This window comes from Pseudomonas sp. BIC9C (assembly GCF_034541995.1).
GTDB classification, from domain to species: domain Bacteria; phylum Pseudomonadota; class Gammaproteobacteria; order Pseudomonadales; family Pseudomonadaceae; genus Aquipseudomonas; species Aquipseudomonas fluorescens_CC.
Genome location: NZ_JAWDGM010000006.1, coordinates 286,648 through 310,943, shown reverse-complemented (window position 1 = coordinate 310,943; position 24,296 = coordinate 286,648). Strand labels below are relative to the sequence as shown.

Annotated in this window: 19 protein-coding genes and 2 pseudogenes; 11 read left to right on the top strand and 10 right to left on the bottom strand. The window is 60.6% G+C overall.

Features of this window, described 5'->3' with window-relative positions:
- Nucleotides 1–184: 184 nt before the first annotated feature.
- Nucleotides 185–1,330 (top strand): MFS transporter, encoded by a 1,146-nt coding sequence (locus tag RS887_RS25040; RefSeq protein WP_322617500.1) that lies wholly within the window; start codon nt 185–187, stop codon nt 1,328–1,330.
- On the opposite strand, the gene RS887_RS25035 is transcribed toward RS887_RS25040, so the two are convergent.
- Together RS887_RS25035 and RS887_RS25030 are read right to left on the bottom strand one after the other, a co-directional pair.
- On the bottom strand, nt 1,327–2,901 hold the full coding sequence (locus RS887_RS25035; protein ID WP_322617499.1) for a phospholipase D family protein: 1,575 nt from the start codon (nt 2,899–2,901) through the stop codon (nt 1,327–1,329). The genes RS887_RS25040 and RS887_RS25035 overlap by 4 nt on opposite strands.
- A 60-nt stretch (nt 2,902–2,961) precedes the next feature.
- A pseudogene (locus RS887_RS25030) lies at nt 2,962–4,394 on the bottom strand (PLP-dependent aminotransferase family protein).
- A gap of 179 nt (nt 4,395–4,573) precedes the next feature.
- Between RS887_RS25030 and RS887_RS25025 the strand changes: the two are divergent.
- Complete coding sequence (locus RS887_RS25025; RefSeq protein WP_322617498.1) at nt 4,574–4,819, top strand: DUF1127 domain-containing protein; 246 nt, start codon at nt 4,574–4,576, stop codon at nt 4,817–4,819.
- Nucleotides 4,820–4,962: 143 nt separating this feature from the next.
- Here RS887_RS25025 and RS887_RS25020 read toward each other — a convergent pair whose 3' ends face one another.
- Nucleotides 4,963–6,270 (bottom strand): NAD(P)/FAD-dependent oxidoreductase, encoded by a 1,308-nt coding sequence (locus tag RS887_RS25020; protein ID WP_322617497.1) that lies wholly within the window; start codon nt 6,268–6,270, stop codon nt 4,963–4,965.
- A 147-nt stretch (nt 6,271–6,417) separates the two neighbouring features.
- Here RS887_RS25020 and RS887_RS25015 point away from each other — a divergent pair, with 147 nt between their 5' ends.
- Nucleotides 6,418–6,771 carry a YkgJ family cysteine cluster protein gene (locus RS887_RS25015; RefSeq protein WP_057398678.1) on the top strand — a complete coding sequence of 118 codons (354 nt, stop codon included), beginning with the start codon at nt 6,418–6,420 and terminating at the stop codon, nt 6,769–6,771.
- A 122-nt stretch (nt 6,772–6,893) separates the two neighbouring features.
- Here RS887_RS25015 and RS887_RS25010 read toward each other — a convergent pair whose 3' ends face one another.
- Entirely contained in the window at nt 6,894–7,382 is a 489-nt protein-coding gene (locus RS887_RS25010; RefSeq protein ID WP_007975155.1) for an Lrp/AsnC ligand binding domain-containing protein, read from the bottom strand.
- Between the two features lie 157 nt (nt 7,383–7,539).
- On the opposite strand from RS887_RS25010, the gene dadA reads away from it, so the two are divergent.
- The 6 genes from dadA (at nt 7,540) to RS887_RS24980 (ending at nt 13,808) form a co-directional block, all read left to right on the top strand.
- Nucleotides 7,540–8,844, top strand: a complete 1,305-nt coding sequence (gene dadA / locus RS887_RS25005) for a D-amino acid dehydrogenase (protein ID WP_322617496.1) — start codon at nt 7,540–7,542, stop codon at nt 8,842–8,844.
- Nucleotides 8,816–9,169 (top strand): RidA family protein, encoded by a 354-nt coding sequence (locus tag RS887_RS25000; protein WP_223443816.1) that lies wholly within the window; start codon nt 8,816–8,818, stop codon nt 9,167–9,169. Before dadA ends, RS887_RS25000 begins: the two co-directional genes overlap by 29 nt.
- Nucleotides 9,170–9,268: 99 nt before the next feature.
- A complete protein-coding gene (gene alr, locus RS887_RS24995) occupies nt 9,269–10,342 on the top strand; it encodes an alanine racemase (RefSeq protein WP_322617495.1) in 1,074 nt (357 codons plus the stop codon).
- 128 nt (nt 10,343–10,470) lie between these two features.
- Nucleotides 10,471–11,019: a cupin domain-containing protein gene (locus tag RS887_RS24990; RefSeq protein ID WP_008023455.1), complete on the top strand. Its 549-nt coding sequence runs from the start codon at nt 10,471–10,473 to the stop codon at nt 11,017–11,019.
- A gap of 182 nt (nt 11,020–11,201) precedes the next feature.
- Entirely contained in the window at nt 11,202–11,624 is a 423-nt protein-coding gene (locus tag RS887_RS24985; RefSeq protein WP_046038983.1) for a c-type cytochrome, read from the top strand.
- A gap of 261 nt (nt 11,625–11,885) precedes the next feature.
- Nucleotides 11,886–13,808, top strand: coding sequence for an acetyl-CoA hydrolase/transferase C-terminal domain-containing protein (locus RS887_RS24980; RefSeq protein ID WP_322617494.1), 1,923 nt, complete (start codon nt 11,886–11,888; stop codon nt 13,806–13,808).
- Nucleotides 13,809–13,942: 134 nt separating this feature from the next.
- On the opposite strand, the gene RS887_RS24975 is transcribed toward RS887_RS24980, so the two are convergent.
- Nucleotides 13,943–14,515: a xanthine phosphoribosyltransferase gene (locus RS887_RS24975; protein WP_322617493.1), complete on the bottom strand. Its 573-nt coding sequence runs from the start codon at nt 14,513–14,515 to the stop codon at nt 13,943–13,945.
- A 211-nt stretch (nt 14,516–14,726) separates the two neighbouring features.
- A pseudogene (gene rep / locus RS887_RS24970) lies at nt 14,727–16,735 on the bottom strand (DNA helicase Rep).
- Between the two features lie 264 nt (nt 16,736–16,999).
- On the opposite strand from rep, the gene RS887_RS24965 reads away from it, so the two are divergent.
- Complete coding sequence (locus tag RS887_RS24965) at nt 17,000–18,673, top strand: bifunctional diguanylate cyclase/phosphodiesterase (RefSeq protein ID WP_322617492.1); 1,674 nt, start codon at nt 17,000–17,002, stop codon at nt 18,671–18,673.
- A gap of 135 nt (nt 18,674–18,808) precedes the next feature.
- Here the strand turns inward: RS887_RS24965 and RS887_RS24960 are convergent, their stop codons facing one another.
- Entirely contained in the window at nt 18,809–20,206 is a 1,398-nt protein-coding gene (locus RS887_RS24960) for a NorM family multidrug efflux MATE transporter (protein WP_322617491.1), read from the bottom strand.
- 158 nt (nt 20,207–20,364) lie between these two features.
- On the opposite strand from RS887_RS24960, the gene RS887_RS24955 reads away from it, so the two are divergent.
- Complete coding sequence (locus RS887_RS24955) at nt 20,365–21,285, top strand: LysR substrate-binding domain-containing protein (protein WP_322617490.1); 921 nt, start codon at nt 20,365–20,367, stop codon at nt 21,283–21,285.
- A gap of 243 nt (nt 21,286–21,528) precedes the next feature.
- Here RS887_RS24955 and RS887_RS24950 read toward each other — a convergent pair whose 3' ends face one another.
- The 3 genes from RS887_RS24950 to RS887_RS24940 are packed head-to-tail and all read right to left on the bottom strand — an operon-like array spanning nt 21,529 to nt 24,291.
- Entirely contained in the window at nt 21,529–22,986 is a 1,458-nt protein-coding gene (locus RS887_RS24950) for a VWA domain-containing protein (RefSeq protein ID WP_322617489.1), read from the bottom strand.
- A 56-nt stretch (nt 22,987–23,042) separates the two neighbouring features.
- The gene (locus RS887_RS24945) at nt 23,043–23,549 is read right to left on the bottom strand and encodes a hypothetical protein (RefSeq protein ID WP_322617488.1); all 507 of its coding nucleotides are present in this window, start codon (nt 23,547–23,549) and stop codon (nt 23,043–23,045) included.
- A 4-nt stretch (nt 23,550–23,553) separates the two neighbouring features.
- On the bottom strand, nt 23,554–24,291 hold the full coding sequence (locus tag RS887_RS24940; protein ID WP_322617487.1) for a hypothetical protein: 738 nt from the start codon (nt 24,289–24,291) through the stop codon (nt 23,554–23,556).
- Between the last annotated feature and the right edge of the window lie 5 nt (nt 24,292–24,296).

Genomic DNA, 24,296 nt, shown 5'->3' with positions numbered 1-24,296 from the left:
CGTTAAGGGAGGTCTGTTGTAGAACAGGTCTCCCGAACGACTCAGATCCCCTGTGGGAGCGAGCTTGCTCGCGATAGCGGTGTAACAGTCGACTTCAATGTTGAATGTTGCTCCGCTATCGCGAGCAAGCTCGCTCCCACAATGTTTTGTGTTGTACATAAAAATATCCACAGGAGCGTGGAGTATGCGTTGGGCGACTTATTTCGCCGTTTTGGCATCTGTCCTGAGTGTCGGCCTGGCCCTGGGTGTCAGCATGCCGCTGGTGTCGTTTCGCCTGGAGAGCTGGGGCTACGGCTCGTTTGCCATTGGCGTGATGGCTGCGATGCCGGCCATCGGCGTCCTGTTGGGGGCAAAAATCTCCAGCCATCTGGCGGCGCGATTCGGCACGGCCAATCTGATGCGCCTGTGCCTGTGGGCCGGGGCGGTTTCGATCGGTTTGCTCGCACTGTTGCCGAGCTATCCGATCTGGTTGGTGCTGCGGCTGATGATCGGGGTAATCCTGACCCTTGTATTCATCATCGGTGAAAGCTGGATCAATCAGCTGGTGGTCGAGCAGTGGCGCGGGCGGCTGGTGGCGTTGTATGGCAGCAGCTACGCATTGAGTCAGCTGGCGGGGCCGGTGTTGCTTGGCTTCCTCGGTACCGGGCACGATTATGGCTTTTGGGTAGGGGTCGGCTTGTTGATGGCGGCTCCATTCCTGTTGCTGGGGCGCAGTGGTGCGCCGAGCAGCGAGGCCAGCAGCGTGACCTTGAATGATTTGCTCGCTTTCTGTCGTGGCTTGCCGGCGATTGCCTGGGCCGTGTCATTGTTCGCCGCGTTCGAGGCGATGATTCTGACGCTGTTGCCGGTCTATTGTTTGCGCCAGGGCTTCACCACGGAGATCGCCCTGGCGATGGTCAGTACGGTGGTGGTCGGCGATGCGGTGCTGCAATTGCCGATTGGTGCGTTGGCCGATCGCTTGTCGCGACGCGCGTTGTTCACCGGTTGTGCGGTGGTTTTGCTGATGTCGAGCCTGGCGATTCCAATGCTGATCGACACGCTGTTGATCTGGCCATTGTGGGTGCTGTTCGGCGCCAGCGCCGGTGGGCTGTTCACCTTGTCGCTGATCCTGATCGGCGAGCGTTATCGCGACGACGCACTGGTACGCGCCAACGCGCATATTGCACAGCTGTGGGGGATTGGGTGTCTGATCGGGCCATTGCTGGCGGGCGCCGGCAGCCAGTGGATCAGCGGCCATGCGTTGCCGTTGCTGATGGCGGTGGGGGCCTTGGGCGTGTTGATCGTGGTGTCGCGACAAGGGGCGTTTGGCCCACTTGCCGAGCCGGCCTAAAGCATTTTCTCCAGCCCAACCGTGTTGCTCAGCCACGCATTGAAGCGCCGCCACCAACTCCCTGGCTCCTTGGTCAGGGTGTGCTTTTTTCCATCGTCTTCGGTGGTCCAGACGATCTGATCGTTTTCCAGTTCCACCTGGTAGCTCAGGGCTGGCGCCATACCCTGCAGCGCCAGTTCGCGGTCCCCAGCGGCCAACTCCGGACTGTCCACCAGCACGCCGACTTCGGTGTTCCACAGCACCGAGCGTGGATCGAAATTGAACGAGCCGATAAAGGATTTCTGCTGGTCGAAGATCATCGCCTTGCTGTGCAGGCTGGAGTCAGTACTGCGATAGGCGTTACTGGAAAACAGATGTGGTCCGCTTCCGCCGCCGCCTTCCTCGCCGGGTTGGCGACGCAATTCGTAAAGCTTCACGCCGTGTTCCAGTAGCGCCCTGCGATAGGGCGCGTAACCACCGTGTACCGCGGGAACGTCCGTGGCTTCCAGTGAATTGGTGAGCAAACTCACCGAAACGCCGGCGTCAGCGCGCCCGGTCAGGTACACCAGGCCTGGCTGGCCGGGCACAAAATAGGCCGAGATCATGATCAGCTCTTTGCTGACGTTATCGAGTTCGGGTGCGAGTTGCGTGGTCAGCAGCAACTGCGGATCGGGTTCGCCCTTGGCCAGTACCTTGCTCGGCGCATCCCACAATGCCTGGTTCCAGGCCCAGATCAGCTCGCGGCGCCAGATGTCCAAGCGCGGGTGCGTGGTGAAAGTCATCAGGTGTTTGTAGAGCGCGTGATTCTCTTTGCGCGTTTGCGCCAGGGACTCTTCCAGTCGGGTGCGGGTGTTTTCCAGGTCCTGGGCGGTGGGTTTGCTCGACAGGAATTCGTCGATCGGCTTGCTCAGGGCGCTGTTCCAGTACTGGTCGAAACTGTGCCCGAGTTGCTCGGCAACCGGGCCGACACTGAGCATGTCGATGTCAGTGAAATTCATCTTGGGCTCGGCATCGTAATACTCGTCCCCCAGATTTCGCCCGCCGACGATGGCCATGCTGTTGTCCGCCAGCCACAACTTGTTATGCATGCGTCGATGCTGTTGCGACAGGTTGAACAGCCGGCCCACGGTACGCGTCACGCCGGTGCTGCGGCCAAGATTCAGCGGATTGAACACGCGGATCTGGATTTTCGGGTGCGCGGCGAGGGTGGCAATGACCCGGTCCAGGCCGTCGCTGGCGGTGTCGTCGAGCAGTACCCGCACCCGCACACCCCGGTCAGCGGCCTTGAGCAATTCCTCGATCAACATGCGCGTGCTGATGCCGTCGTGCACGATGTAGTACTGCAAGTCGAGGCTGCTTTGAGCGTTGCGGATCAGTTCGGCACGGGCGGTGAAGGCCTCGGTACTGTCCGAAAGCAGGCGAAAGCCTGATTGTCCCTTGTAAGGGGCGGCCTGCGCCTGGACCGAGCGGCCGAATGCGGAGTCTGAAGCCGGCAGCGCCTGGCTCGGTTCACGTCGAACGTCGAAGCTGGAGCAACCGCCCAGGAGCGTGGCGAGCAGGAGAAGAGCAAGCAGGGGCTGTCTGACTCTCACGTAGGATCGTTCCGTTTGGCTGCGCAGATAGGCATATGGACGCCGATTGCCGAGTAAAAGTCAGTCGCTGAGCTGATCGGTTTCCGCCAGCAGTTTGATTGCTGTCGCGCCGACCTTGCGCACCGCGTCTTCGATCTGCGGTGTTGGCTTGGCAGCGTAGTTCATGCGCAGGCAATTGCGGTACTTGCCCGAGGCGGAAAAAATACTGCCCACGGCAATCTGTACGCCCTGGTCGTGCAGTGCTCGATTCAGTTTCAGGGTGTCGAAGCCTTCCGGCAGCTCCACCCACAGCATGAAGCTGCCTTGCGGGCGACTGGCACGGGTGCCGGCCGGGAAGTAGCGGGTTACCCAATCGATCATCATGTCGCGATTGCGCTGGTATTGCGTGCGCATCCGCCGCAAGTGCGGTTCGAAGTGGCCACCTTTGAGGAATTCGGCAATGGCGATCTGCGGTTGTGGCGCGGTGGAACCCGTGCTGATGTATTTCATGTGCAGCACCCGTTCCAGATAACGGCCCGGCGCGACCCAGCCGATGCGCAGGCCCGGCGCCAGGGTCTTGGAAAACGAACTGCACAACAGGACTCGACCGTCCTCGTCGAAGGATTTGATCGTGCGTGGACGCGGATAGGTGTAGGCCAGTTCGCCATACACATCGTCCTCGATGATCGCCACGTCAAACCGCTGCGCAAGCGTCAACAACGCGCGTTTTCGCGACTCGGGCATGATGTAGCCCAACGGGTTGTTGCAGTTGGGGGTCAACTGTATGACCTTGATCGGCCACTGCTCCAGGGCCAGCTCCAGCGCTTCGAGACTGATGCCGGTCAGCGGGTCGGTGGGGATTTCCAGGGCTTTCATGCCCAGGCCCTTGAGGGTCTGCATGGCGCCGTGGAAGCTCGGCGAGTCCACCGCCACAATGTCCCCGGCTCGCAAATCGCGCGAACGCTGGTGGACAGCGCTTCATGGCATCCAGTGGTGACCACCAGATCGCTGGCACTCAGCTGGCAGCCGGAATCGAGCATCAGGCGAGCGATCTGTTCGCGCAGTTCGAGGTTGCCGTGGATGTTGTCGTAATACAGGCCGGGCATGTCCTGCCGCCGGCTGATTCGCGCCAGGTCGCGCAGCAGCGGCTTCATGGTCGGGCTGGTGATGTCTGGCATGCCGCGCCCCAATTGCACCACGTCTTTGCGCGGCACAGCGCGGATCAGTTCCAGCACCTGATCCCATTGAGAGATATCCACCGGGCGCTGGGCCGGGCGACCGACCGCCGGCAAATCCGGCAGTTCGCGGCTGGCGGGAACAAAGTACCCGGACTTGGGCCGTGGCGTGGCCAGCCCGCTGTCTTCCAGCACCCGATAGGCCTGCTGCACCGTGCTCAGGCTGACGCCGTGCTCGACGCTCAGCGCCCGTACCGAGGGCAGCCGGTCACCGGGGCGATAGAAGCCCTGTTCGATACGCGTGCCGAGCAACTCGGCGAGGTTAACGTAAAGGGTCATGGTGCAGCCTCGATAGGGAAGATTCGGTTAACCAGTACAGATAGGGTAGAAAATCAGGATTCAGTGGCGGAATCGGCAAATCTGTATGGATTTAATACAGCTGCTTTGAATCTGTAATGCTTTTGCGCGCCCACGCATCATGGAACCTCTGGCTACCCAAGTAAACAGGAGCATCCAAGATGAACGGTTTGAGCGATGTGCGGCTGACGTTACACAGTCAGGAACTGGCGACCGGGCAGAACAACGGCACGCGGGAGGCGGGTATGTGTAATGCGCCGTCCGGCCGGGGTCGCTGGGACCGGTTCTGGTGTCGCCTGCACACGCGCAAGGCGTTGCTGTCGCTGACGGCCGACCAGCTCAAGGACATTGGGCTGACGCGGGAGCAGGCGCTGGAGGAGGGGCTGAAGCCTTTCTGGCGGATCTGAATTTTGCGCTGTTCTTCAGGGCCTCATCGCGAGCAAGCTCGCTCCCACAAGGAACGGCGGTGAACGCAAATCTTGTGAACACCACCAAACACTGTGGGAGCGAGCTTGCTCGCGATAGCGTCGGCAAAGACGCAGGGAATCTTTCAGACCAACTCTTTAAACCGATGCCACAACATCCCCAGCGCCAGCAACGGCGAACGCAAATGCCTGCCGCCAGGGAAGGTGATGTGCGGCACCTTGGCAAACAGATCGAAGCCGCCGCTGTGCTGGCCGCTGATGGCTTCGGCCAGCAGTTTGCCAGCCAGGTGTGTGGCATTCACGCCATGACCGGAATAGGCCTGGGCGTAGTACACGTTCGGCTGGTCCCTGAGTCGCCCGATCTGCGGCAGGCGATTGGCGCCGATACCGATCATGCCACCCCATTGGTAATCGATCTTCACGGCGCTCAATTGCGGGAAGACATCGAGCATTTTCGGACGCATATACGCGGCGATGTCTTTCGGGTCGCGGCCTGAATAATGGCAAGCGCCGCCAAACAGCAGGCGCCGGTCCGCCGAGAGCCGGTAGTAATCCAGCGCCACTCGCTGGTCACAGACCGCCATGTTCTGCGGCAGCAAGGCGTGGGCCTGTTCTTCGCTCAGTGGTTCGGTGGCGATGATGTAGCTGCCGGCAGGCAGGACTTTACCGCTGAGTTCCGGGTTGAGGTTGTTGAGGTAGGCATTGCAGCCCAGTACCAGGGTTTTGGCGCGCACCGACCCCTCAGCGGTATGGACTTTGACCTCGGGGCCATAGTCGATGCGGGTCACGGCCGACTGCTCGAACAGCTGGACCCCCAGTCGTTGTGCCGCTGCGGCTTCGCCCAAAGCCAGGTTCAGTGGATGCAGGTGTCCCGAACCCATGTCGATCAGGCCGCCGACGTAACGCGTGGAACCGACTACGGTGTGCATCTCGTGGGCTTGCAGCAAACGGGTCTCGTAGCGATATCCCAGGCTTCGCAGTTCTTCGGCATCCTCGGCGAAGCCTTCAAGGTCACGGGGTTTGTTGGCGAGGTCGCAGTAACCCCAGGTCAGGTCACAGGGGATCTGGAAGCGCGCGACCCGTTGCCGGACGATTTCCACCGCTTCCAGGCCCATGAGTTTCATTTGCCGAACACCTTCGACACCGATGACGTTGGTGAACTGATCGAGGCCGTGGCCGACGCCGCGAATCAGCTGCCCGCCATTGCGTCCGCTGGCGCCCCAGCCGATTCGATGGGCTTCAAGCAACACCACGCTGAGACCGCGCTCGGCCAGCTCAAGCGCCGTGTTCAACCCCGAAAAACCACCGCCAACCACGCAGACATCGGCCAGCACTTCGCCTTTGAGCGCCGGAAGTTCAGGTTGCGGCAGGCTGCTGGCGGCATAGTAGGAGGCGATGTGGTCCGGAGCAGGCTGTTGAGCACGGGCAGTCATGTGCGTGGTCCTGATTCTTGCGTTTAGAAAATTTGACGGAGCATAAGCCGGACCTTCCCGGCCGGGCAACATTGGTCGCCAGGTGCTGTCTGGATCGGGGCTTTTGCGTCAGAATCGCGCTCTATTCCGCTTTGGGTCACCGCTGCAATGAGCTGCAACAGCCAGACAATTCGCACATTGCGACAACAGATTCCCTCGTTCGAGTGCGTTCCCGGCTGCCATGACTGTTGCGGGCCGGTGACCACCTCGCCCGAAGAAATGTCACGTCTGCCGCGCAAGACCCGCGCCGAGCAGGATGCCGCCATGGAAGAACTCAACTGTGTGCATCTGGGGCCCAATGGTTGCACGGTGTATGACGAGCGGCCGCTGATCTGCCGGTTGTTCGGCACCACCAAGACCTTGCCGTGCCCCAATGGGCGCGGGCCAGTGGAGTTGATTCATCCGCGGGTGGAGAAGCAGGTGTTCGAGTACATGGCATCGAACCGGCAGGTGCTGGTCTAGATAGACAGGCCGAGTCGCTGCCTTCGCGAGCAGGCTCGCTCCCACATTGGATTTGTGATCGACGCAATTCCCCTGTGGGAGCGGGCTTGCCCGCAATGAGGCCGGTTCGGACACCACAGATTTCAATCCGGAATCGGCAGCGTCAGGCTCTCCTTCACCTCTTCCATCACGATGTAACTCTTGGACTCGCGCACGTGGGGCAGCTTGAGCAGGATGTCGCCCAGCAGTTTACGGTACGAGGCCATCTCGGAAATCCGCGCCTTCACCAGATAGTCGAAATCCCCTGACACCAGATGACATTCCAGCACATGGGGCAATTTCAGCACCGCACGTCGGAACTCTTCGAAAGTATCGCCGGATTTGTAATCCAGGCTGATCTCTACGAACACCAGCAGACTACCCTTCAGGTGCTGGGGATTGAGCCTGGCGTTGTAGCCCATGATGATCCCTTCGCGCTCCAGGCGCCGGACCCGCTCAGTACAGGGCGTGGTCGAGAGCCCGACCTTTTCCCCAAGCTCGGTAAAGGAAATCCGCCCGTCCGCTTGCAGGATCCGCAGGATGTTGCGGTCGATCTTGTCCAGCTCACGTTTGGTCTGAGTGTTGGTACGCATAGGGGATGCGCCTCCGTGAAAAGGGTTTTTGCCGAGAATTGTCGCCAAATATAGGCGCTTATATAGTGAAAAGCACTGGCAAATCTTTTTTACACTGCGCGCATCTGAAGCTCTGAATAACAAACGTCAGCGGTTAGCCGCGATGAGGGATTTGAAAATGCGCGTCATGGTCTTGGGTAGCGTCGTCATCGGTACCACCAGTGCTTATTATCTGGCCCGTGCCGGGTTTGAAGTGGTGGTGGTGGACCGGCAGCCGGCTGCTGCCATGGAGACCAGTTTCGCCAACGCCGGGCAGGTCTCGCCGGGTTATGCCTCGCCGTGGGCGGCGCCGGGTGTGCCGCTTAAAGCCATCAAGTGGCTGTTGCAGCGCCATGCCCCCCTGGCAATCAAGGCCACTGCCGACATCGACCAGTACCTGTGGATGGCACAGATGCTGCGCAACTGCACCGCCAGCCGTTATGCGGTGAACAAGGAGCGCATGGTCCGTCTGTCCGAGTACAGCCGTGACTGCCTCGATGAACTGCGCCTGGAGACCGGCATCGCCTACGAAGGCCGCAGCCTCGGCACCACCCAACTGTTCCGCACCCAGGCCCAGCTCGACGGCGCCGCGAAAGACATCGCCGTGCTGAAAGAGTCTGGCGTGCCATTCGAACTGCTCGACCGCGAAGGCATTGCCCGCGTTGAACCGGCGCTGGCCAGCGTCACGGACATCCTCGCCGGTGCCCTGCGCCTGCCGAACGACCAGACTGGCGACTGCCAGATGTTCACCACCAAGCTCGCCGAGATGGCCGCGAACCTCGGTGTGCAATTCCGTTTCGACCAGGACATTCAGCGCCTCGACTTCGCCGGTGACCGCATCAACGGCGTGTGGATCGACGGCAAGCTGGAAACCGCCGATCGCTACGTGCTGGCCCTGGGCAGTTACTCGCCGCAGATGCTCAAGCCGCTGGGGATCAAGGCACCGGTGTACCCGCTCAAGGGCTACTCCCTGACTGTGCCGATCACCAACCCGGCGATGGCACCGACCTCGACCATTCTCGACGAGACCTACAAGGTCGCGATCACCCGTTTCGACAACCGCATCCGCGTCGGCGGCATGGCGGAGATCGCCGGTTTTGACCTGTCGCTGAACCCGCGTCGACGCGAAACCCTGGAGATGATCGTCAACGACCTTTATCCTCAGGGCGGCGATCTGGCCCAGGCCAGCTTCTGGACCGGCCTGCGTCCGACTACCCCGGATGGCACTCCGATCGTTGGTGCCACACCGTTCAAGAACCTGTTCCTGAACACCGGCCACGGCACACTCGGCTGGACCATGGCTTGTGGCTCCGGTCGCTTGCTGGCTGACCTGATGGCCAAGAAAAAGCCTCAGATCAGCGCCGAAGGCCTCGATATTTCCCGTTATGGCAACAAAACCCAGGAGCCTGCAAAGCATGTCAGTCCAGCGCCAGCTCACCAATGAGCGCATGAGTCAGATCGTCACCCATAACGGCACGGTTTACCTGGCCGGACAGGTGGGCGACGACATGAACGCCGGGATTGAACAGCAGACCCGCGAAACCCTGGCCAACATCGAGCGGTTGCTCGATCTGGCCGGCACCGACAAAAACAATCTGTTGTCGGTGACGATTTACCTGAAAGACATCGACGCGCATTTCGAAGGCATGAACGCGGTTTGGGACAAGTGGCTGCCAAAAGGCGTCGCCCCGGCTCGTGCCACCGTTGAATCGAAATTGTGCGAACCGGAAATCCTGGTCGAGCTGTCGGTTGTCGCCGCTCTGCCATAAGCCTGTCAGAAAAGATCCCTCTCCCGGTGCTGTTGGTGGTTCACGCTGTCAGCCAGCGCCGGTTTTTCTTCCCGATAACCCGACCAGAAGTCTGCCGCCATGCGTCCTGCCCGTGCCCTGATCGACCTTCAAGCCCTGCGTCACAACTACCAGATCGCCCGTGAACTCACGGGGGCCAAGGCCCTCGCAGTGATCAAGGCCGATGCCTATGGCCATGGCGCGGTACGTTGCGCCCAGGCGCTGGAAGCCGAGGCGGATGGATTTGCCGTGGCCTGCATCGAAGAGGCATTGGAGCTGCGGGCGGCGGGTATTCGCGCGCCGATCCTGCTGCTGGAAGGCTTTTTCGAAGCCGACGAGTTGGCGCTGATCGTCGAACATGATTTCTGGTGCGTGGTGCATTCGCTGTGGCAGCTCGAAGCCATCGAAAAAGCGGCGTTGAGCAAGCCGATCACCGTGTGGCTGAAACTCGATTCGGGTATGCATCGCGTGGGGCTGCACCCGGCGGATTATCAAGGGGCCTATCAACGGCTGTTGGCCAGCGGCAAGGTCGCGAAAGTGGTGCTGATGAGCCACTTTGCGCGTGCTGACGAACTGCACGAACAGGCCAGCGCCGAACAAGTGGCGGTATTTGAAGCGGCACGCAAGGGCCTGTCCGCCGAGGTCAGCCTGCGTAACTCGCCGGCGGTGCTCGGTTGGCCGCAGATTCCGAGCGATTGGGTACGCCCGGGCATCATGCTCTATGGCGCCACGCCGTTCGAGGAGGCCAACGAAGTGGCCGCACGCCTGCAACCCGTAATGACCCTTGAGTCGAAAGTGATCAGTGTCCGCGAACTGCCAGCTGGCGAGCCAGTCGGTTACGGCGCCAAGTTCATTACTCCCAAGCCGATGCGTATTGGTGTGGTGGCCATGGGTTACGCCGATGGCTACCCGCGTTTGGCACCGACCGGCACCCCCGTGCTGGTTGCCGGGCAGCGCAGCCAGTTGATCGGCCGGGTGTCGATGGACATGCTCTGCATCGACCTGACCGATGTGCCGCAGGCCGGTCTCGGTTCGACCGTCGAGTTGTGGGGCAAAAACATCCTCGCCAGTGATGTAGCCATGGCTGCCGGCACGATTCCCTACCAGATTTTCTGCAACCTGCGCCGAGTGCCACTGCTCTATTCCGGGGCTTAGTGCGCAAGGCTCCAGACCGGAAGTCGCCTCGCTGAGCAGGATTCAGGTCAAGGTGTTGTAAATACTGAACGCTGTCGCCATGATAACGCTCACTATTCCAACATTCCTGAATCCTGGAGGCGCAAGCTTTGGACGTCGGTGAACGACTGCAATCCATCCGTAGGCTCAAAGGCCTTTCCCAGCGTGAGCTCGCCAAACGGGCGGGGGTCACCAACAGCACGATTTCGATGATCGAAAAGAACAGCGTGAGCCCTTCGATCAGTTCGCTGCGCAAAGTGCTGGGCGGGATTCCCATGTCCATGGTCGAGTTCTTTTCCGAAGAAATCCTGCAGGAAAAACCGACTCAGATCGTCTACAAGGCCAATGAGTTGATCGACATTTCCGATGGCGCCGTGACCATGAAGCTGGTCGGTCGGGCGCACCCGAGCCGGGCGATCGCATTCCTCAATGAAATCTATCCGCCAGGCGCCGACACCGGTGACGAGATGCTCACCCATGAGGGCGAGGAAACCGGCATCCTGGTTGAAGGAAAACTGGAACTGGTGGTCGGCCTCGAAACTTTTGTCCTCGAAGCCGGCGATAGCTACTACTTTGAAAGTACCAAGCCACACCGTTTCCGTAATCCGTTCGATGTGCCGGCGCGACTAATCAGCGCAGCCACACCGGCGAATTTCTAAGAAAAGAGGCGTCCTGCCAGCATCGCAGAGGCGCCCGGGCTGTTTTTCCGCCGCCACCTAAGACCCCTCCGACTTTGGGGTTGTTTCAGTGCGACGGGCTTACCGCTATACTTGCGCCCGCCTGCGAACCGTGGCCGTAGGCGTGACTAGCCACCATTGAGGGTGAACGCGTGAACCTAATTATGAAAATGCTGGCTGCACCAGCAACCGTATTGGCCCTATGGGCTGTCAGTGTCAGCGCTCAAGCTGCGACCAATGACGATATCGCCAAACGCCTTGAGCCAGTAGGCCAGGTCTGTGTTCAGGGTAAAGAGTGCAAGGGCATGGAAGTGGCCACTGCCGCTGGCGGCGGTGGTGGTGCGAAAACCCCGGATGAAGTGATTGCAAAACATTGCAACGCTTGCCACGGTTCAGGCCTGTTGGGCGCGCCGAAAATCGGTGATGCCGCCGCCTGGAAAGACCGCGCCGATCACCAGGGCGGCCTCGACGGCATCCTGGCCAAAGCCATTACCGGTATCAACTCGATGCCACCTAAAGGCACCTGCGCCGACTGCTCCGACGCCGAGCTCAAAGGCGCCATCCAGAAGATGTCCGGCCTGAAATAAGTCTGAGTCTTCCTGCTGAAAAGCCGCTTTCGAGCGGCTTTTTTGTGCCCGCGATTCCTGTAGGAGCGAGCTTGCTCGCGATGGTCGTCAACGATAACGCCAGGAAACCTGGCACCCCGCGGTGCTCTCAGGTTCTTCGCGAGCGAGCTCGCTCCTACAGGGGGTCAGCGGCGGCCGATTGGCTTTAACAGGCTGTTCATTACAGCAAAGACCCGGCAAGCTCGGTCCAGGCCCAAGTCATGGAAAGTGAGGGAGGATCCGATGGTTCAGCTCTGCTCTATCGAACAGGCAGTCGACGACATCTTGGCACGGTTGCCGGCGCATATTCACATGGGCTTGCCCTTGGGGTTGGGTAAACCCAATCACTTCGTCAACGCGCTGTATCAACGAATCGCTCAGTTGCCCGAGCGACGACTGACGATTTACACCGCGTTGTGTCTGGGGCGCCCGCCCTTGGGCGATGGCTTGCAAAAGCGCTTCCTCGAACCCTTTATCGAACGGGTTTTCGGCGATTATCCGGAGCTGGAATTTCTCGCCGACCTGCGTCGCGATGATCTGCCGGGCAACATTCACATCCAGCAGTTCTTCATGCAGCCCGGCAGTCTGCTCAACAGTGCCACGGCGCAACAGGACTACGTCAGCAGCAACTACAGCCATGCGGCCCGGGACATCAACGCCGCCGGGTTGAACCTGGTGGCGCAGCTGGTGGCCAGCCATGCCGATCATCCCGATCGCTTGAGCCTGAGCTGCAACCCGGACATCACCCTCGATCTGTTGCCGATGATCGCCAGGCGCCGCGCCGCCGGAGAAACCATTCTGATAGTCGGCCAGGTGCATAACGATCTGCCTTACATGCCCGGCGATGCGGAACTCGGTATCGACACCTTCGACCTGCTGATCGACCAGAAGGACAACACCACGCTGTTTTCCACTCCGAACATGCCGGTGGGGTTTCAGGACCATTTCATCGGCTTGCACGCCAGCACCCTGGTGCGCGATGGCGGCACCTTGCAGATCGGCATCGGTTCCATGGGCGATGCGCTGACGGCGGCACTGCTGGCGCGCCAAGCCGACAACGACGGTTACAGGGCGTTGCTGGCCGAGGTGAACCTCTGCCAGTGGATGCAACTGATCGAGCGAGAAGGCGGCATGGAGCCTTTCGCCAAAGGCCTGTATGGCTGCAGTGAAATGTTCGTCAACGGCTTACTGGTATTGGCGGATGCCGGGATCGTGCGGCGCAAGGTTTACCCGGACGTGGCGACCCAACTGCAGGCGAATGCCGGCACCCTGGATGAAGCCGCGCAAACCGTTGGCATTTCTGTGCATGGCGGCTTCTTTCTCGGCCCGCGCACCTACTACGAACGCTTGCGTGAATTGCCGCAAAGCAAGCGCCTCGAATTCAACATGACCCGCATCAGCTACATCAACGAGCTCTACGGCCAGGAAGAACTCAAGCGCTTGCAGCGCCTGGATGCGCGGTTCATCAACACCGCGTTCACCGTCACCTTGCTCGGTGCCGCGGTGGCGGATCAGCTCGAAGATGGACGTGTGCTCAGCGGCGTAGGCGGGCAATACAACTTCGTGGTTCAGGGTCATGCACTGCAAGGCGCGCGCTCGGTGTTGCTGCTGCGCAGCTGGCGTGAGTCTGGTGGCGACGTCAGCTCGAACATCGTCTGGGAGTATGGTCACTGCACCATTCCCCGGCATTTGCGGGACATCGTGGTCACCGAATACGGCATCGCCGATCTTCGCGGCAAAACCGATGCGGCAGTGATCGAGGCCTTGCTCAACATCAGCGACTCGCGTTTTCAGCCGGGATTGATCGAGCAGGCGCAGAAAGTCGGCAAATTGCCCAAGGACTTCCGTCTCGATCCGCGCTTTGCCGATAACAGTCCGCAGCGTTTGCAGGCGATTCAGGCGCGGCATCCGCAGCTGTTCCCGGAGTATCCGCTGGGCTGCGATTTCACCGAGGTCGAGCGCGATCTGTTGCGGGCACTGAACTGGCTCAAGAGCAAGTTCAAGCTGAGTGAGGTGCTGGAGTTGGGCAAGGCAGCGCTGGATGCGCCGGAGCCTGCGTCGTTCCCTGAGCATTTGCAGCGCATGCAGCTGGCCAACCCGGAGGGGCTGAAGGAGGATTTGTATCAGCGGTTGCTGCTCACTGGCCTGAAAGCCACCGCGCAATAAATAATAGCCAACACAAAACAAATGTGGGAGCGGGCTTGCTCGCGAATACGGTGTGTCAGTCAAAGTTGATGTCGACTGACACACCGCTTTCGCGAGCAAGCCCGCTCCCACACTGGTTTTGCGGTGTGGCGGCTTTATTCGATAAAGGTCACGACACCACCGGCCAACGACTTCACGCGAGCCAGCGACTCAACGCGATAACCCTGCGAGTCCAGCTCCGCACGACCACCCTGGAACGACTTCTCGATCACGATGCCCAGGCCCGCCACGGTCGCGCCGGCCTGCTTGATGATCGAAATCAGTGCCTGGGACGCCTTACCGTTGGCCAGGAAGTCATCGATGATCAGCACGCGGTCGCTGCTGGTCAGGTGGCGCGGGGAGATGGCCACGGTGCTTTCGGTCTGCTTGGTGAACGAGTACACGGTCGCCGACAGCAGGTTTTCGGTCAGGGTCAGGGACTGGTGCTTGCGGGCGAAAATCACCGGCACGCCGAGGTTCAGGCCGGTCATGATCGCCGGGGCAATGCCCGAAGCTTCGATGGTGACGATCTTGGTGATGCCCGAATCCTTGAACAGCGTGGCGAATTCGTCGCCGATCAGCTTCATCAGGGCCGGGTCGATCTGGTGGTTCAGAAAGGCGTCGACCTTCAGGACCTGATCGGAAAGCACGATGCCTTGTTCGCGAATTTTCTGGTGCAGTGCGTCCATGAAGCTTTCCTCTAATGGCGCCCAGGCACTGTGAAAACTACTGCGCTCGGTAATCCTGCGTTAAAAACAGGCTCGGAATGCTCATTTACAGCCAGTAAAGTCGAGTGCGACTCCAACCGTTCCTCGCCTGTTTTTGCCTTGTCTTACCTTCGCTCGCTACGTTTTCACAGCGCCTGGTTATGTCGATGTTCAATGAAAAAAGTGGTCAATTCTAGCGCTTTAACATCGCGCGTATATCCGCCAATGCGTTGTTGCCCCGCACGGCTTTGACTTCCGTCGGTGTGTCGTCGTTGCCTTCCCAGGCCAGATCGTCCGGCGGCAACTCATCGAGGAAGCGGCTCGGTGCGCAATCGATGATCTCGCCGTACTGCTTGCGCTTGGCGGCGAAGGTGAAGGCCAGGGTCTGGCGCGCGCGGGTAATGCCCACGTAGGCCAGGCGACGTTCCTCTTCGATGGTGTCGGCTTCGATGCTGGAGCGGTGCGGGAGGATTTCCTCTTCCATGCCCATGATGAACACGTAGGGGAATTCCAGGCCCTTCGACGCATGCAAGGTCATCATCTGCACGCCTTCGGCGCCGTCTTCCTCTTCCTGCTGACGCTCCAGCATGTCGCGCAGGACGAGTTTGCCGATGGCGTCCTCGACGGTCATTTCGCCGTCTTCGTCTTTTTCCAGGGTGTTCTTCAGCGCCTCGATCAGGAACCAGACGTTACCCATGCGGTAGTCGGCGGCCTTGTCACTGGAGCTGTTGGTGCGCAGCCAGTTCTCGTAGTCGATGTCCATGACCATGCTGCGCAGGGCCGAGATCGGGTCTTCGCCGGCGCACTGCTCGCGCACCCTGTCCATGAAGCGCTTGAAGCGCGACAGGCGATCGGTGAAGCGTGAATCCAGATGCTCGCCCAGGCCGATCTCGTCGGTGGCGGCGTACATCGAGATCTTGCGCTCGGTGGCGTAGTTGCCCAGCTTCTCCAGCGTGGTCGAACCGATTTCCCGGCGTGGGACGTTGATCACCCGCAGGAAGGCGTTGTCGTCGTCCGGGTTCACGATCAGGCGGAAGTAGGCCATCAGGTCCTTCACTTCCTGGCGTCCGAAAAAGCTGTTGCCGCCGGACAGGCGATACGGCACCTGGTGATGCTGCAACTTCAGCTCGATCAGCTTGGCCTGGTAGTTGCCGCGATAGAGAATCGCGAAATCGCTGTAAGGCCGGTCGGTGCGCAAGTGCAGGCTGAGGATTTCCATGGCCACGCGCTCGGCTTCGGCGTCTTCGTTACGGCAACGGATCACGCGGATCTCGTCACCGTGGCCCATTTCACTCCACAGCTGCTTTTCGAATTCGTGGGGGTTGTTCGAGATCAGCACGTTGGCGCAGCGCAGGATGCGGCTGGTGGAGCGGTAGTTCTGCTCCAGCATCACCACTTTCAGGGACGGATAGTCGTCCTTGAGCAGCATCAGGTTTTCCGGGCGGGCACCCCGCCAGGCGTAGATCGACTGGTCGTCGTCGCCTACCACGGTGAACTGGTTGCGTTTGCCGATGAGCATTTTCACCAGCAGGTACTGGCTGGCGTTGGTGTCCTGGTATTCATCGACCAGCAGGTAGCGCACCTTGTTCTGCCATTTTTCCAGGATGTCGGCGTGCTCTTCGAACAGCTTCACCGGCAGCAGGATCAGGTCGTCGAAGTCCACCGCATTGAACGCCTTGAGTGTGCGCTGATAGTGGGTGTAGACGATGGCGGCAGTCTGTTCCTTGGGGTTGCGCGCGTTTTCCAGGGCCTGGGCCGGCAGGATCAGGTCGTTTTCCAGGCGCCGATCATGTTCTTGATCTCGTCGACGCCGTCGTCGCCCGAGTATTCCTTCTGCATGATGTCGGTCATCAGGGCCTTGACATCGGTCTCGTCGAAGATCGAGAAGCCCGGTTTGTAGCCCAGCCGCACGTGCTCCTTGCGGATGATGTTCAGGCCCAGGTTGTGGAACGTGCAGACCGTCAGCCCGCGACCTTCGCCGGCACGCAACAGGGTGCCGACCCGTTCCTTCATCTCGCGGGCGGCCTTGTTGGTAAAGGTCATCGCGACGATGTACTGGGCGCGGATGCCGCAGTTCTGGATCAGGTGCGCGATTTTGCGCGTGATCACGCTGGTCTTGCCGGAGCCAGCGCCGGCGAGCACCAAAAGAGGGCCGCCGACGTAGCTCACGGCTTCCTGCTGCCGGGGATTGAGTCGGGACATAGGTAAATTCAGGAGTCAGTCACAAAATGGGCCGGCATTTTAACAGGCTCAGCGAATTGTGCTGCTCTGTCCGACTTGTGACGTACCACGCTATCTGTAATTGCCGGTTTTGTTACTTTCACGCAGGATGCGCAACGAATTTGCGGCTAATGTTCGTAATTCCAGATACAAAGGGCTCGTTTGGATAACTCATGTCGTTGTCATTGGTTATCGGAACGGCATAATGCCCGTCGCCTATATCATTGCAGAGTCTAGGGAGCTAGCTTGTCTACGCCTGTCGAACCCTTGCGTTTGCTGCTACTGGCCGAAGAGCCAGCGTGGGCAGCGTTGTTGCGCGAGTGTCTGGCTCCTATGGGGAGCTCGGCCGTGCTCATCAGCGCGCCGAGTTGGGAGTCGGTCAGCAGCCTGTTCGATGACAACCGCAGCGCGGTGTTATTGACCATCCCGCAACTTCAACCGGCGCCGGGCCGTTGCAGCCTGCCGACGGTGTTGCTGCTCGACCATGAGCCGCTGATCCCGCCCGACGGTGTGAGTGACTGGCTGGTGCGCGATCATCTCGATCCCGGCATGTTGCGCCGCTGCCTGCGCCATGTGCGCGAACGTGGCGTCCTGGAAAACACCCTGCAACGCCTGGCCGAGCAAGATCCGCTGACTGGCATCGCCAACCGCCAGGGTTTCCAGACGCTGCTGACAGCGAGGTTGGCCGAAAGCGACGGTCGTGGCCTGGCCCTCGGTCATCTCGACCTCGACAATTTCCGTTACGCCAACGACGCCCTCGGCCATCAGGCCGGTGACCGCCTGATCCTGCAAGTGGTGTCGCGGCTCAAGAGCCAGCTTGAGGCCGGCGATCAACTGGCACGCCTGGGCAGCGATGAATTCGCTCTGCTGATCGACACCCGTCGCGCTCCCCAGCGTGCCGAGTGGATGGCCGAGCGCATCAGCGAAGTGCTGGCCGAGCCTTACTGGATCGATGGCGAAAGCCTGTTGATCGGTTCCAGCCTGGGCATTGCCCACGCCCGTGCCCAGGCCGGTGCGGACCCGCTGATGTGGCATGCGCACATCGCCATGCAGCAGGCTAAAAGCACCCAGGGCTGCACCTTTCACATTTTCAACGAACGCATCAACCGCAATGCCCGCAGCATCGCCGATCTCGAAACCGAGCTGCGCCGGGCGCTGCGCCGCGATGAGCTGGAATTGCATTACCAGCCACGCCTGAACCTTGGGGACGGGCAAATCGTCGGCCTCGAAGCCCTGGTGCGCTGGCGCCATGCCGAACGCGGTTTGTTGCCGCCGAGCGAGTTCGTGCCGCTGGCTGAGCAAAGCGGTCTGATCGTGCCGCTGGGCTACTGGGTGATATCCCGGGCCCTGCGCGACATGCAGGCGCTGCTTGAGCTGGGTTTGCCGCCGTTACACATGGCGATCAACCTGTCGTTCCGGCAGTTCCAGGACAGCCAGCTGCTGTCGACCCTGAGTCGCCTGATTGTCGAGCGCGGCGTCGAGGCGCAGTGGCTGGAGTTCGAGCTGACCGAAACCGCCGTGATGCGCCGCAGCGATCTGGTCAAGCAGACCATGGACGCCCTCGGGCGCCTCGGCGTGCGCTTCTCCCTCGACGACTTCGGTACCGGGTTTTCATCCTTCGTGCACCTCAACAGCCTGCCGATCACCTTGCTGAAGATCGACAAGAGCTTTGTCGGTGGCATGGAACAGCGTGAGGAAAACCGCAAACTGGTCCACGCGATGATCAATCTGGCGCACAACCTCAACCTTGAGGTGGTCGCCGAAGGTGTGGAGACGCCAGAGCAACTGGATCTGCTGCGCGGGTTTGAGTGTGATCAGGTGCAGGGGTATCTGATCAGCAAGCCATTGCCGCTGGCCGAGCTGGTGGAGTATCTGACGTTTGGCTCCAGTCAGCAGGCGGCGCTGGAAAGCGTGAGCTGATCACGAATGATTGGTTGCCACGGAACCCTGTAGGAGCGAGCTTGCTCGCGATGGTCGTCAACGATAACGCGGGGTGTCTGGTACCCCACGGTGCCTGCGAGTTTTTCGCGAGCAAGCTCGCTCCTACAGGAGATCTCAGTCCGGCTGAGTGACCTCGAAGCGCTGCTCTGACGTCGTGTCGCACTTGATCATCCGCTTCATTTTCCACTCAAACCCAAGCGTCAGGCTCACCGCCGCACACGCCAGGCCCAGCGCCAGGCCCCACCAGACGCCCGTTGGCCCCCAATGCAAGTGGAACGCCATCCACCACGCGGCCGGAGCGCCAATCAACCAATAGCAACCCAGGCCGACGAGGAACGTGGTCTTGGCATCCTTGAGCCCGCGAATGCAGCCCATGGCGATGGTTTGCGTGCCGTCGAACAGCTCGAACCACGCCGCCACTGCCAGCAGGCTCACGGCGAGGTTGATGACATCGCGAAACGCAGGGTCGTTCTGGTCGAGGAACAGGCCGACCAACTGGTTTGGCAACAGCCAGAAGACCATGGCGAAACACAGCATCGCCGCCGCCCCGAAGGCAATGCCAACCCGCCCGGCCAGCCGCGCATCCAGCAGTTGTCCGGCACCGTAGTGCTGGCCGATGCGCATGGTGATGGCATAGGAAATACCCGCCGGGACCATGAACGCCACTGAAACGATTTGCAGGGCGATCTGGTGTGCACCCAGTTGCGTGCTGCCCATGGTGCCCATGCACAGCGCGGCGAAGGCAAACAGCCCGACTTCCACCGCGTAGGTGCCGCCAATCGGCAGGCCCAGACGCCACAGTTCCTTCAGGTACTGCCGGTTAAGGCGCGACAGACCCTGACGCAGCGGATAGGCCTCATAAGCCGGATGCCGACGAATGTGCCACGCCAGCCCAAGCGCCATGAAGTTGGCGACAATCGCCGTGACCAGCCCGATGCCCATCAGCCCCGGTTTCGGCAGGCCGAACATCCCGGTAATCAGCGCATAGTTGAGCAGGAAGTTGGCCACGGTTCCGCCCAGGCTGATGACCATCACTGGCGTCGCACGGCCGATGGCGCTGGTGAACCCGCGCAGGGCCATGAAACTCAGATAGCCGGGCAGGGCGAACGGCAGGAAGATCAAAAACTGCCCGGCCATCTGCACATTGCTTTCGGTCTGGCCGAACAGCAGCAACACCGGTTTGAGGTTCCACAGCAGCAACCCGGCGACCAGCGCCATCAGCCATGCCAGCCATAACCCGGCCTGGGTCAGCCGGGTGGCCCCGACAATGTCGCCGGCACCCTGACGGATCGCCACCAGTGTGCCGACTGCCGCGATCACGCCGATGCAGAAAATCGACACGAACGAATAGGTCGCCGCGCCGAGCCCGCCACCGGCCAGCGCCTCGGGACTCAGGCGCGCCATCATCAGGGTGTCGGTGAGGACCATCAGCATGTGCGCCAACTGCGAGGCAATCAGCGGCCCCGCCAGCCGCAGGATGGCCCAGAGTTCAGTACGTGCTGGATGCTGCATGGTCATCACGCTCGATTATCAAAGGAAACAGGAAAGCGTCGATTCTCGGCGCTCTGCGGGGATTGCACAAAGGGATAAAAAGGATGGATGGCATGATTCAAACTCATGCTGGAGAGTTTCTGCTAGGGTGGCCAGAAACCTGTGTAGGAGCTTTCCCAATGTCACGTCGTCTTCCTCCCTTGTATGCCCTGCGCGCATTCGAAGCGGCGGCGCGGCACAGCTCGTTCACCCGTGCGGCCGAAGAACTGTCGATTACCCAAAGTGCGGTCAGTCGACACATTCGCACGCTCGAAGAGCATTTTGCCTGTCGGTTGTTTCACCGCAGCGGGCGCAACTTGCAACTCACTGAGTCGGCGCGGTTGATCCTGCCGGGCATTCGTGAGGGTTTCACCGCCCTGGAGCGCGCCTGCAATACCTTGCGCGCCGAAGACGACATCCTGCGCATGAAAGCCCCGTCGACCCTGACCATGCGTTGGTTGCTGGCGCGCCTCAGTCGCTTCCGCCATCTGCAGCCGGGCAACGAAGTGCAATTGACCAGTGCGTGGATGGATGTCGATTCAGTGGATTTCAATCAGGAGCCGTTCGATTGCGCCGTGATCCTCGGCAACGGGCATTTTCCTCCGGACTGGGAGGCCACTTTGTTGTTTCCGGAAGAGCTGATTCCGGTGGGCGCGCCGAATCTTCTGAACGATCAGCCGTGGGACGTCGCGCGCCTTGTCAGCACCGAACTGCTGCACCCAACGCCCGACCGTCGTGACTGGCGCAGTTGGCTGGAACGCATGGGCCTGACCGATCAGGTCTCGCTCAAGGGCGGCCAGGTGTTCGACACTCTGGAATTGGGCATGATCGCCGCCGCCCGAGGCTACGGTGTGTCCATGGGTGATTTGTTGATGGTGGCGGAAGATGTGGCGCAGGGGCGATTGAGTTTGCCGTGGCCGACGGCAGTCGCCAGCGGTGAGAATTATTACCTGGTCTGGCCGAAAACCCGCCCCGGAGGTGAGCGTTTGCGCCGGCTCAGCGATTTTCTTTTGGGTGAGGTTCGGGCCATGGATTTACCGGCGGTGGAGCACCTGAGCTGAATCGATATGGCCTTGCGCCATCTCCCGGTTAATCACTCAAGTATTGAACTTGGCCGTGACTGCCAAGGAGCTGGAAAGCCTGGCGGTGGACTTGCGGCATGATGTTGACCGGTTTCGTTGAGGCGCCTCTGAGATAGCTATCGCGAGCAGGCTCGCTCCCACACTGTATTTGTGATCGACACAAACCCTGTGGGGGCGAGCCTGCTCGCGAATGGGGTCATCTCAATTCAGCTCTTTCCCAAGCTAATCGCACTTGGCATTGCTGGACACTTCCTTGCTCGCCTGTTTCAACAGGCTACCCAACTCAGCCGCATTGGTGCTGTTGTAAACCCGACCTCCGGTGTTTTCAGCGATACAGCGTGACGGGCCGCCAGCACCGATTTTCACCACGTTGACCCGAAGGCGCGGTTGTTCCCTGGCGATTCGACGGGATACCGCGCAAACGTCCTGCCCGCAACCGTCTTCACCGTCGACGAACATCACGATCACTGCATCGTTATTGCGCCCGTCGACCGTGCTCGCCGCGTGGGCCAGGCTGTCGGCCAGCGGTGTGCCGTCGTCGGGAACCAGACCTCGAATTCCGTTGATCAGACGCGGGCGGTCGCCGAACTTGAACACACCCTGGTCCGGTGTTCTTTCGCAGCCGGCGAAGGTGATCAGGCGTGTGTCGATCTTCGGATCCAGCCCGTTGATCATGCCGGCCAGCGAGTCCTTGGCGACGTCCATGCGGCTGGGTTTGGCGGTGAGCCGCATGGTGCGGTTCGGGTCCAGGAGCTTGTTGAGGTCACTACCGAAGAACCAGTCCTCGTCGGCTTTCACTGACTTGATGTTCAAATCCATCGAACCCGAGGTGTCGAGCACCACCACGAACTGCGGGACCTCTGCGTTCGGCGCATTTTTACGGCAGGCGAAGTTGTCCAGCGTCGGGGCTGGTGGCGGGGCAGCCACTACCGGTTTTGGTGGTGGGACCGGTTTGGGTGGCGGGATCGGCTTGGGTTCCGGTGCCGGAGCCGGTTTTGGTGGCGGGGTGGGCTTGGGTTCCGGTACCGGTTCTGGCGCGGGCTCCGGTACTGGAGCAGGTTCCGGTTCCACGACTGGCTCGGGGGCAGGCTCAACCGGTTTCTCAACCGGCGTCACCACGGGCGCAACAGGCGCTACAGGCGGAACCACGATAACCGGCTCACGGTGCAGGAACCACCAGAGCCACAGTGCCAGAAGCAGTAACAGCAGCGCGAGCAAGGCCGCTGCGATCCACCAGCCACGACGCGATGGCGGCACCACCGGCACCACCGGCGGCACGATCGGTTTGGGCGGGCGCTGGTTCCAGCGCACCACCAATGGCTCACCGTTGAGGCTGTAGAGTTTGTCCAGCTCAGGCGTGCCGAGCAGGCTGCGCAGGTCATCCGCTTCCGTCGGTTGACCGCGTTTTTGCAGTTCATCCGCCAGCTGTCCGAGGGACGTCTGACGCACTTCATAGGTTTCCAGCAAACGTCGTTGCGCGTCCTCGTTGAGGTCGGCATAGGGCGTGGGTTGGCCACCCAGTTCGGTCCACCATTCCAGCACGTCGCCGCTGCCCATCCGCGGGACAGCAAACAGACTGGCGACGGTCGGCGGAAAGTGTTTCTGGATGAGGGCGACTTTGGCTTGCAGCGCACTCATCCCCTCCGATGTGGCTTGCGCATCCCTGATGACCCGCTGCATGACGACAATTCCTGAAAAAGTGCAGGCATCCATCGGGATGCTTGCGGGGTGAAAAGTTACTCTTCGTAGCCGAGGCTGAATTGCAGCTGATTGACTTTTTTCTGCAATGTTTTCAGCTCTTGCTGCTTGGCCGCCAGTGTCGCGGGTGTTGATTTGGTCGCTGGCGCCGCTTGCGAAGCCTTGAGCTGCCGCTCGAGGTCGGCAATCTGCTTCTGCACCTGGGCTTCATTGCCACGGCGGGCCTTGAGCGAGGTCAGCAGTTGCGCCAGCGACTGATTCAACGCCGCCTGGGCTTTCTGCTGGCTGGCCAGATCGGTCTTGGTGCTGAGCTGCTGGGCCTGAATGTTCTCGTACACCTGGCGGAACATTGCGTTTTGCTGCCGGGACTCGCTCAGTGCCAGTTCCTTCTGCTTGACCTGATCGCTGTAACCACCGGAGTAGTCGCAGTTCATCTTGGTCAGCATGCTGCTGTCGCGATTGGTCGCATCGCATTCGCCGGGCTGGCTCGCGCAACCGCTCAGGGTCAGGACGGCAGTGATGAGCATCAGTTGTCTTGGCGTCATAGGCTTAACCCAGGGTGATTGCGGAGCGTTGGCTGTACAGAGCGTCGACTTCCTTCTGCAGGCTGACGACTTTCTGGTTCATTCTTTGAATGTTCATCTCCACTTGCCTGATCTCGGCGCTGGAGCCTTGTGAACGCTCGGCGTCTGCCACTTTGCTGTACTCGGTGACTTTGGTACGCATGTTGGCCAGGTCTTTACGCAGGCGCGCGATGTCCGAATCGATCCCGGCGATTTGCGCCTGAGCCCTGCTCCTGTCGACTTTCTTGTTGGCAATGTCCTTTTTGATCTGGGCAATTTGCGCATGGTCATCATTGATCACTTGCTGAGCGGTCGCAGTCCGGGCGATCACGTTTTGCGTGTCTTGCTGGACGTCGCTGTTCATCTTCGCCAGGCGGGTGGAGGTGTCGGCGTATTCGGCGCGACGTTGATCCAGGTAATAGTTCGCGCCCATGGCCACGCCACACGCGGTAATACCGGCGGCGATGACGCACACGGTTTTGTTGTTGCTGTTGGACAGTGCGCAAGCGAGGATGCCGACACCGGCGCCGACGGCGCAGGCCTGGTAACCGGACTTGCTGAAGAACTCTGCGTCATTGCCCTGGGTCAGGCGCGGGTCGGCACCGTCGCCTTCGCCTTCGCCCAGCATGGAGCTGCCGGTGTTGGCGCAACCGGTCATGAGCAGACTGCCGGCGACAACGAAAGCGATCTGTAGCTTGAAGCGAGTCCAAAGGCTGCGCGACATGGTGA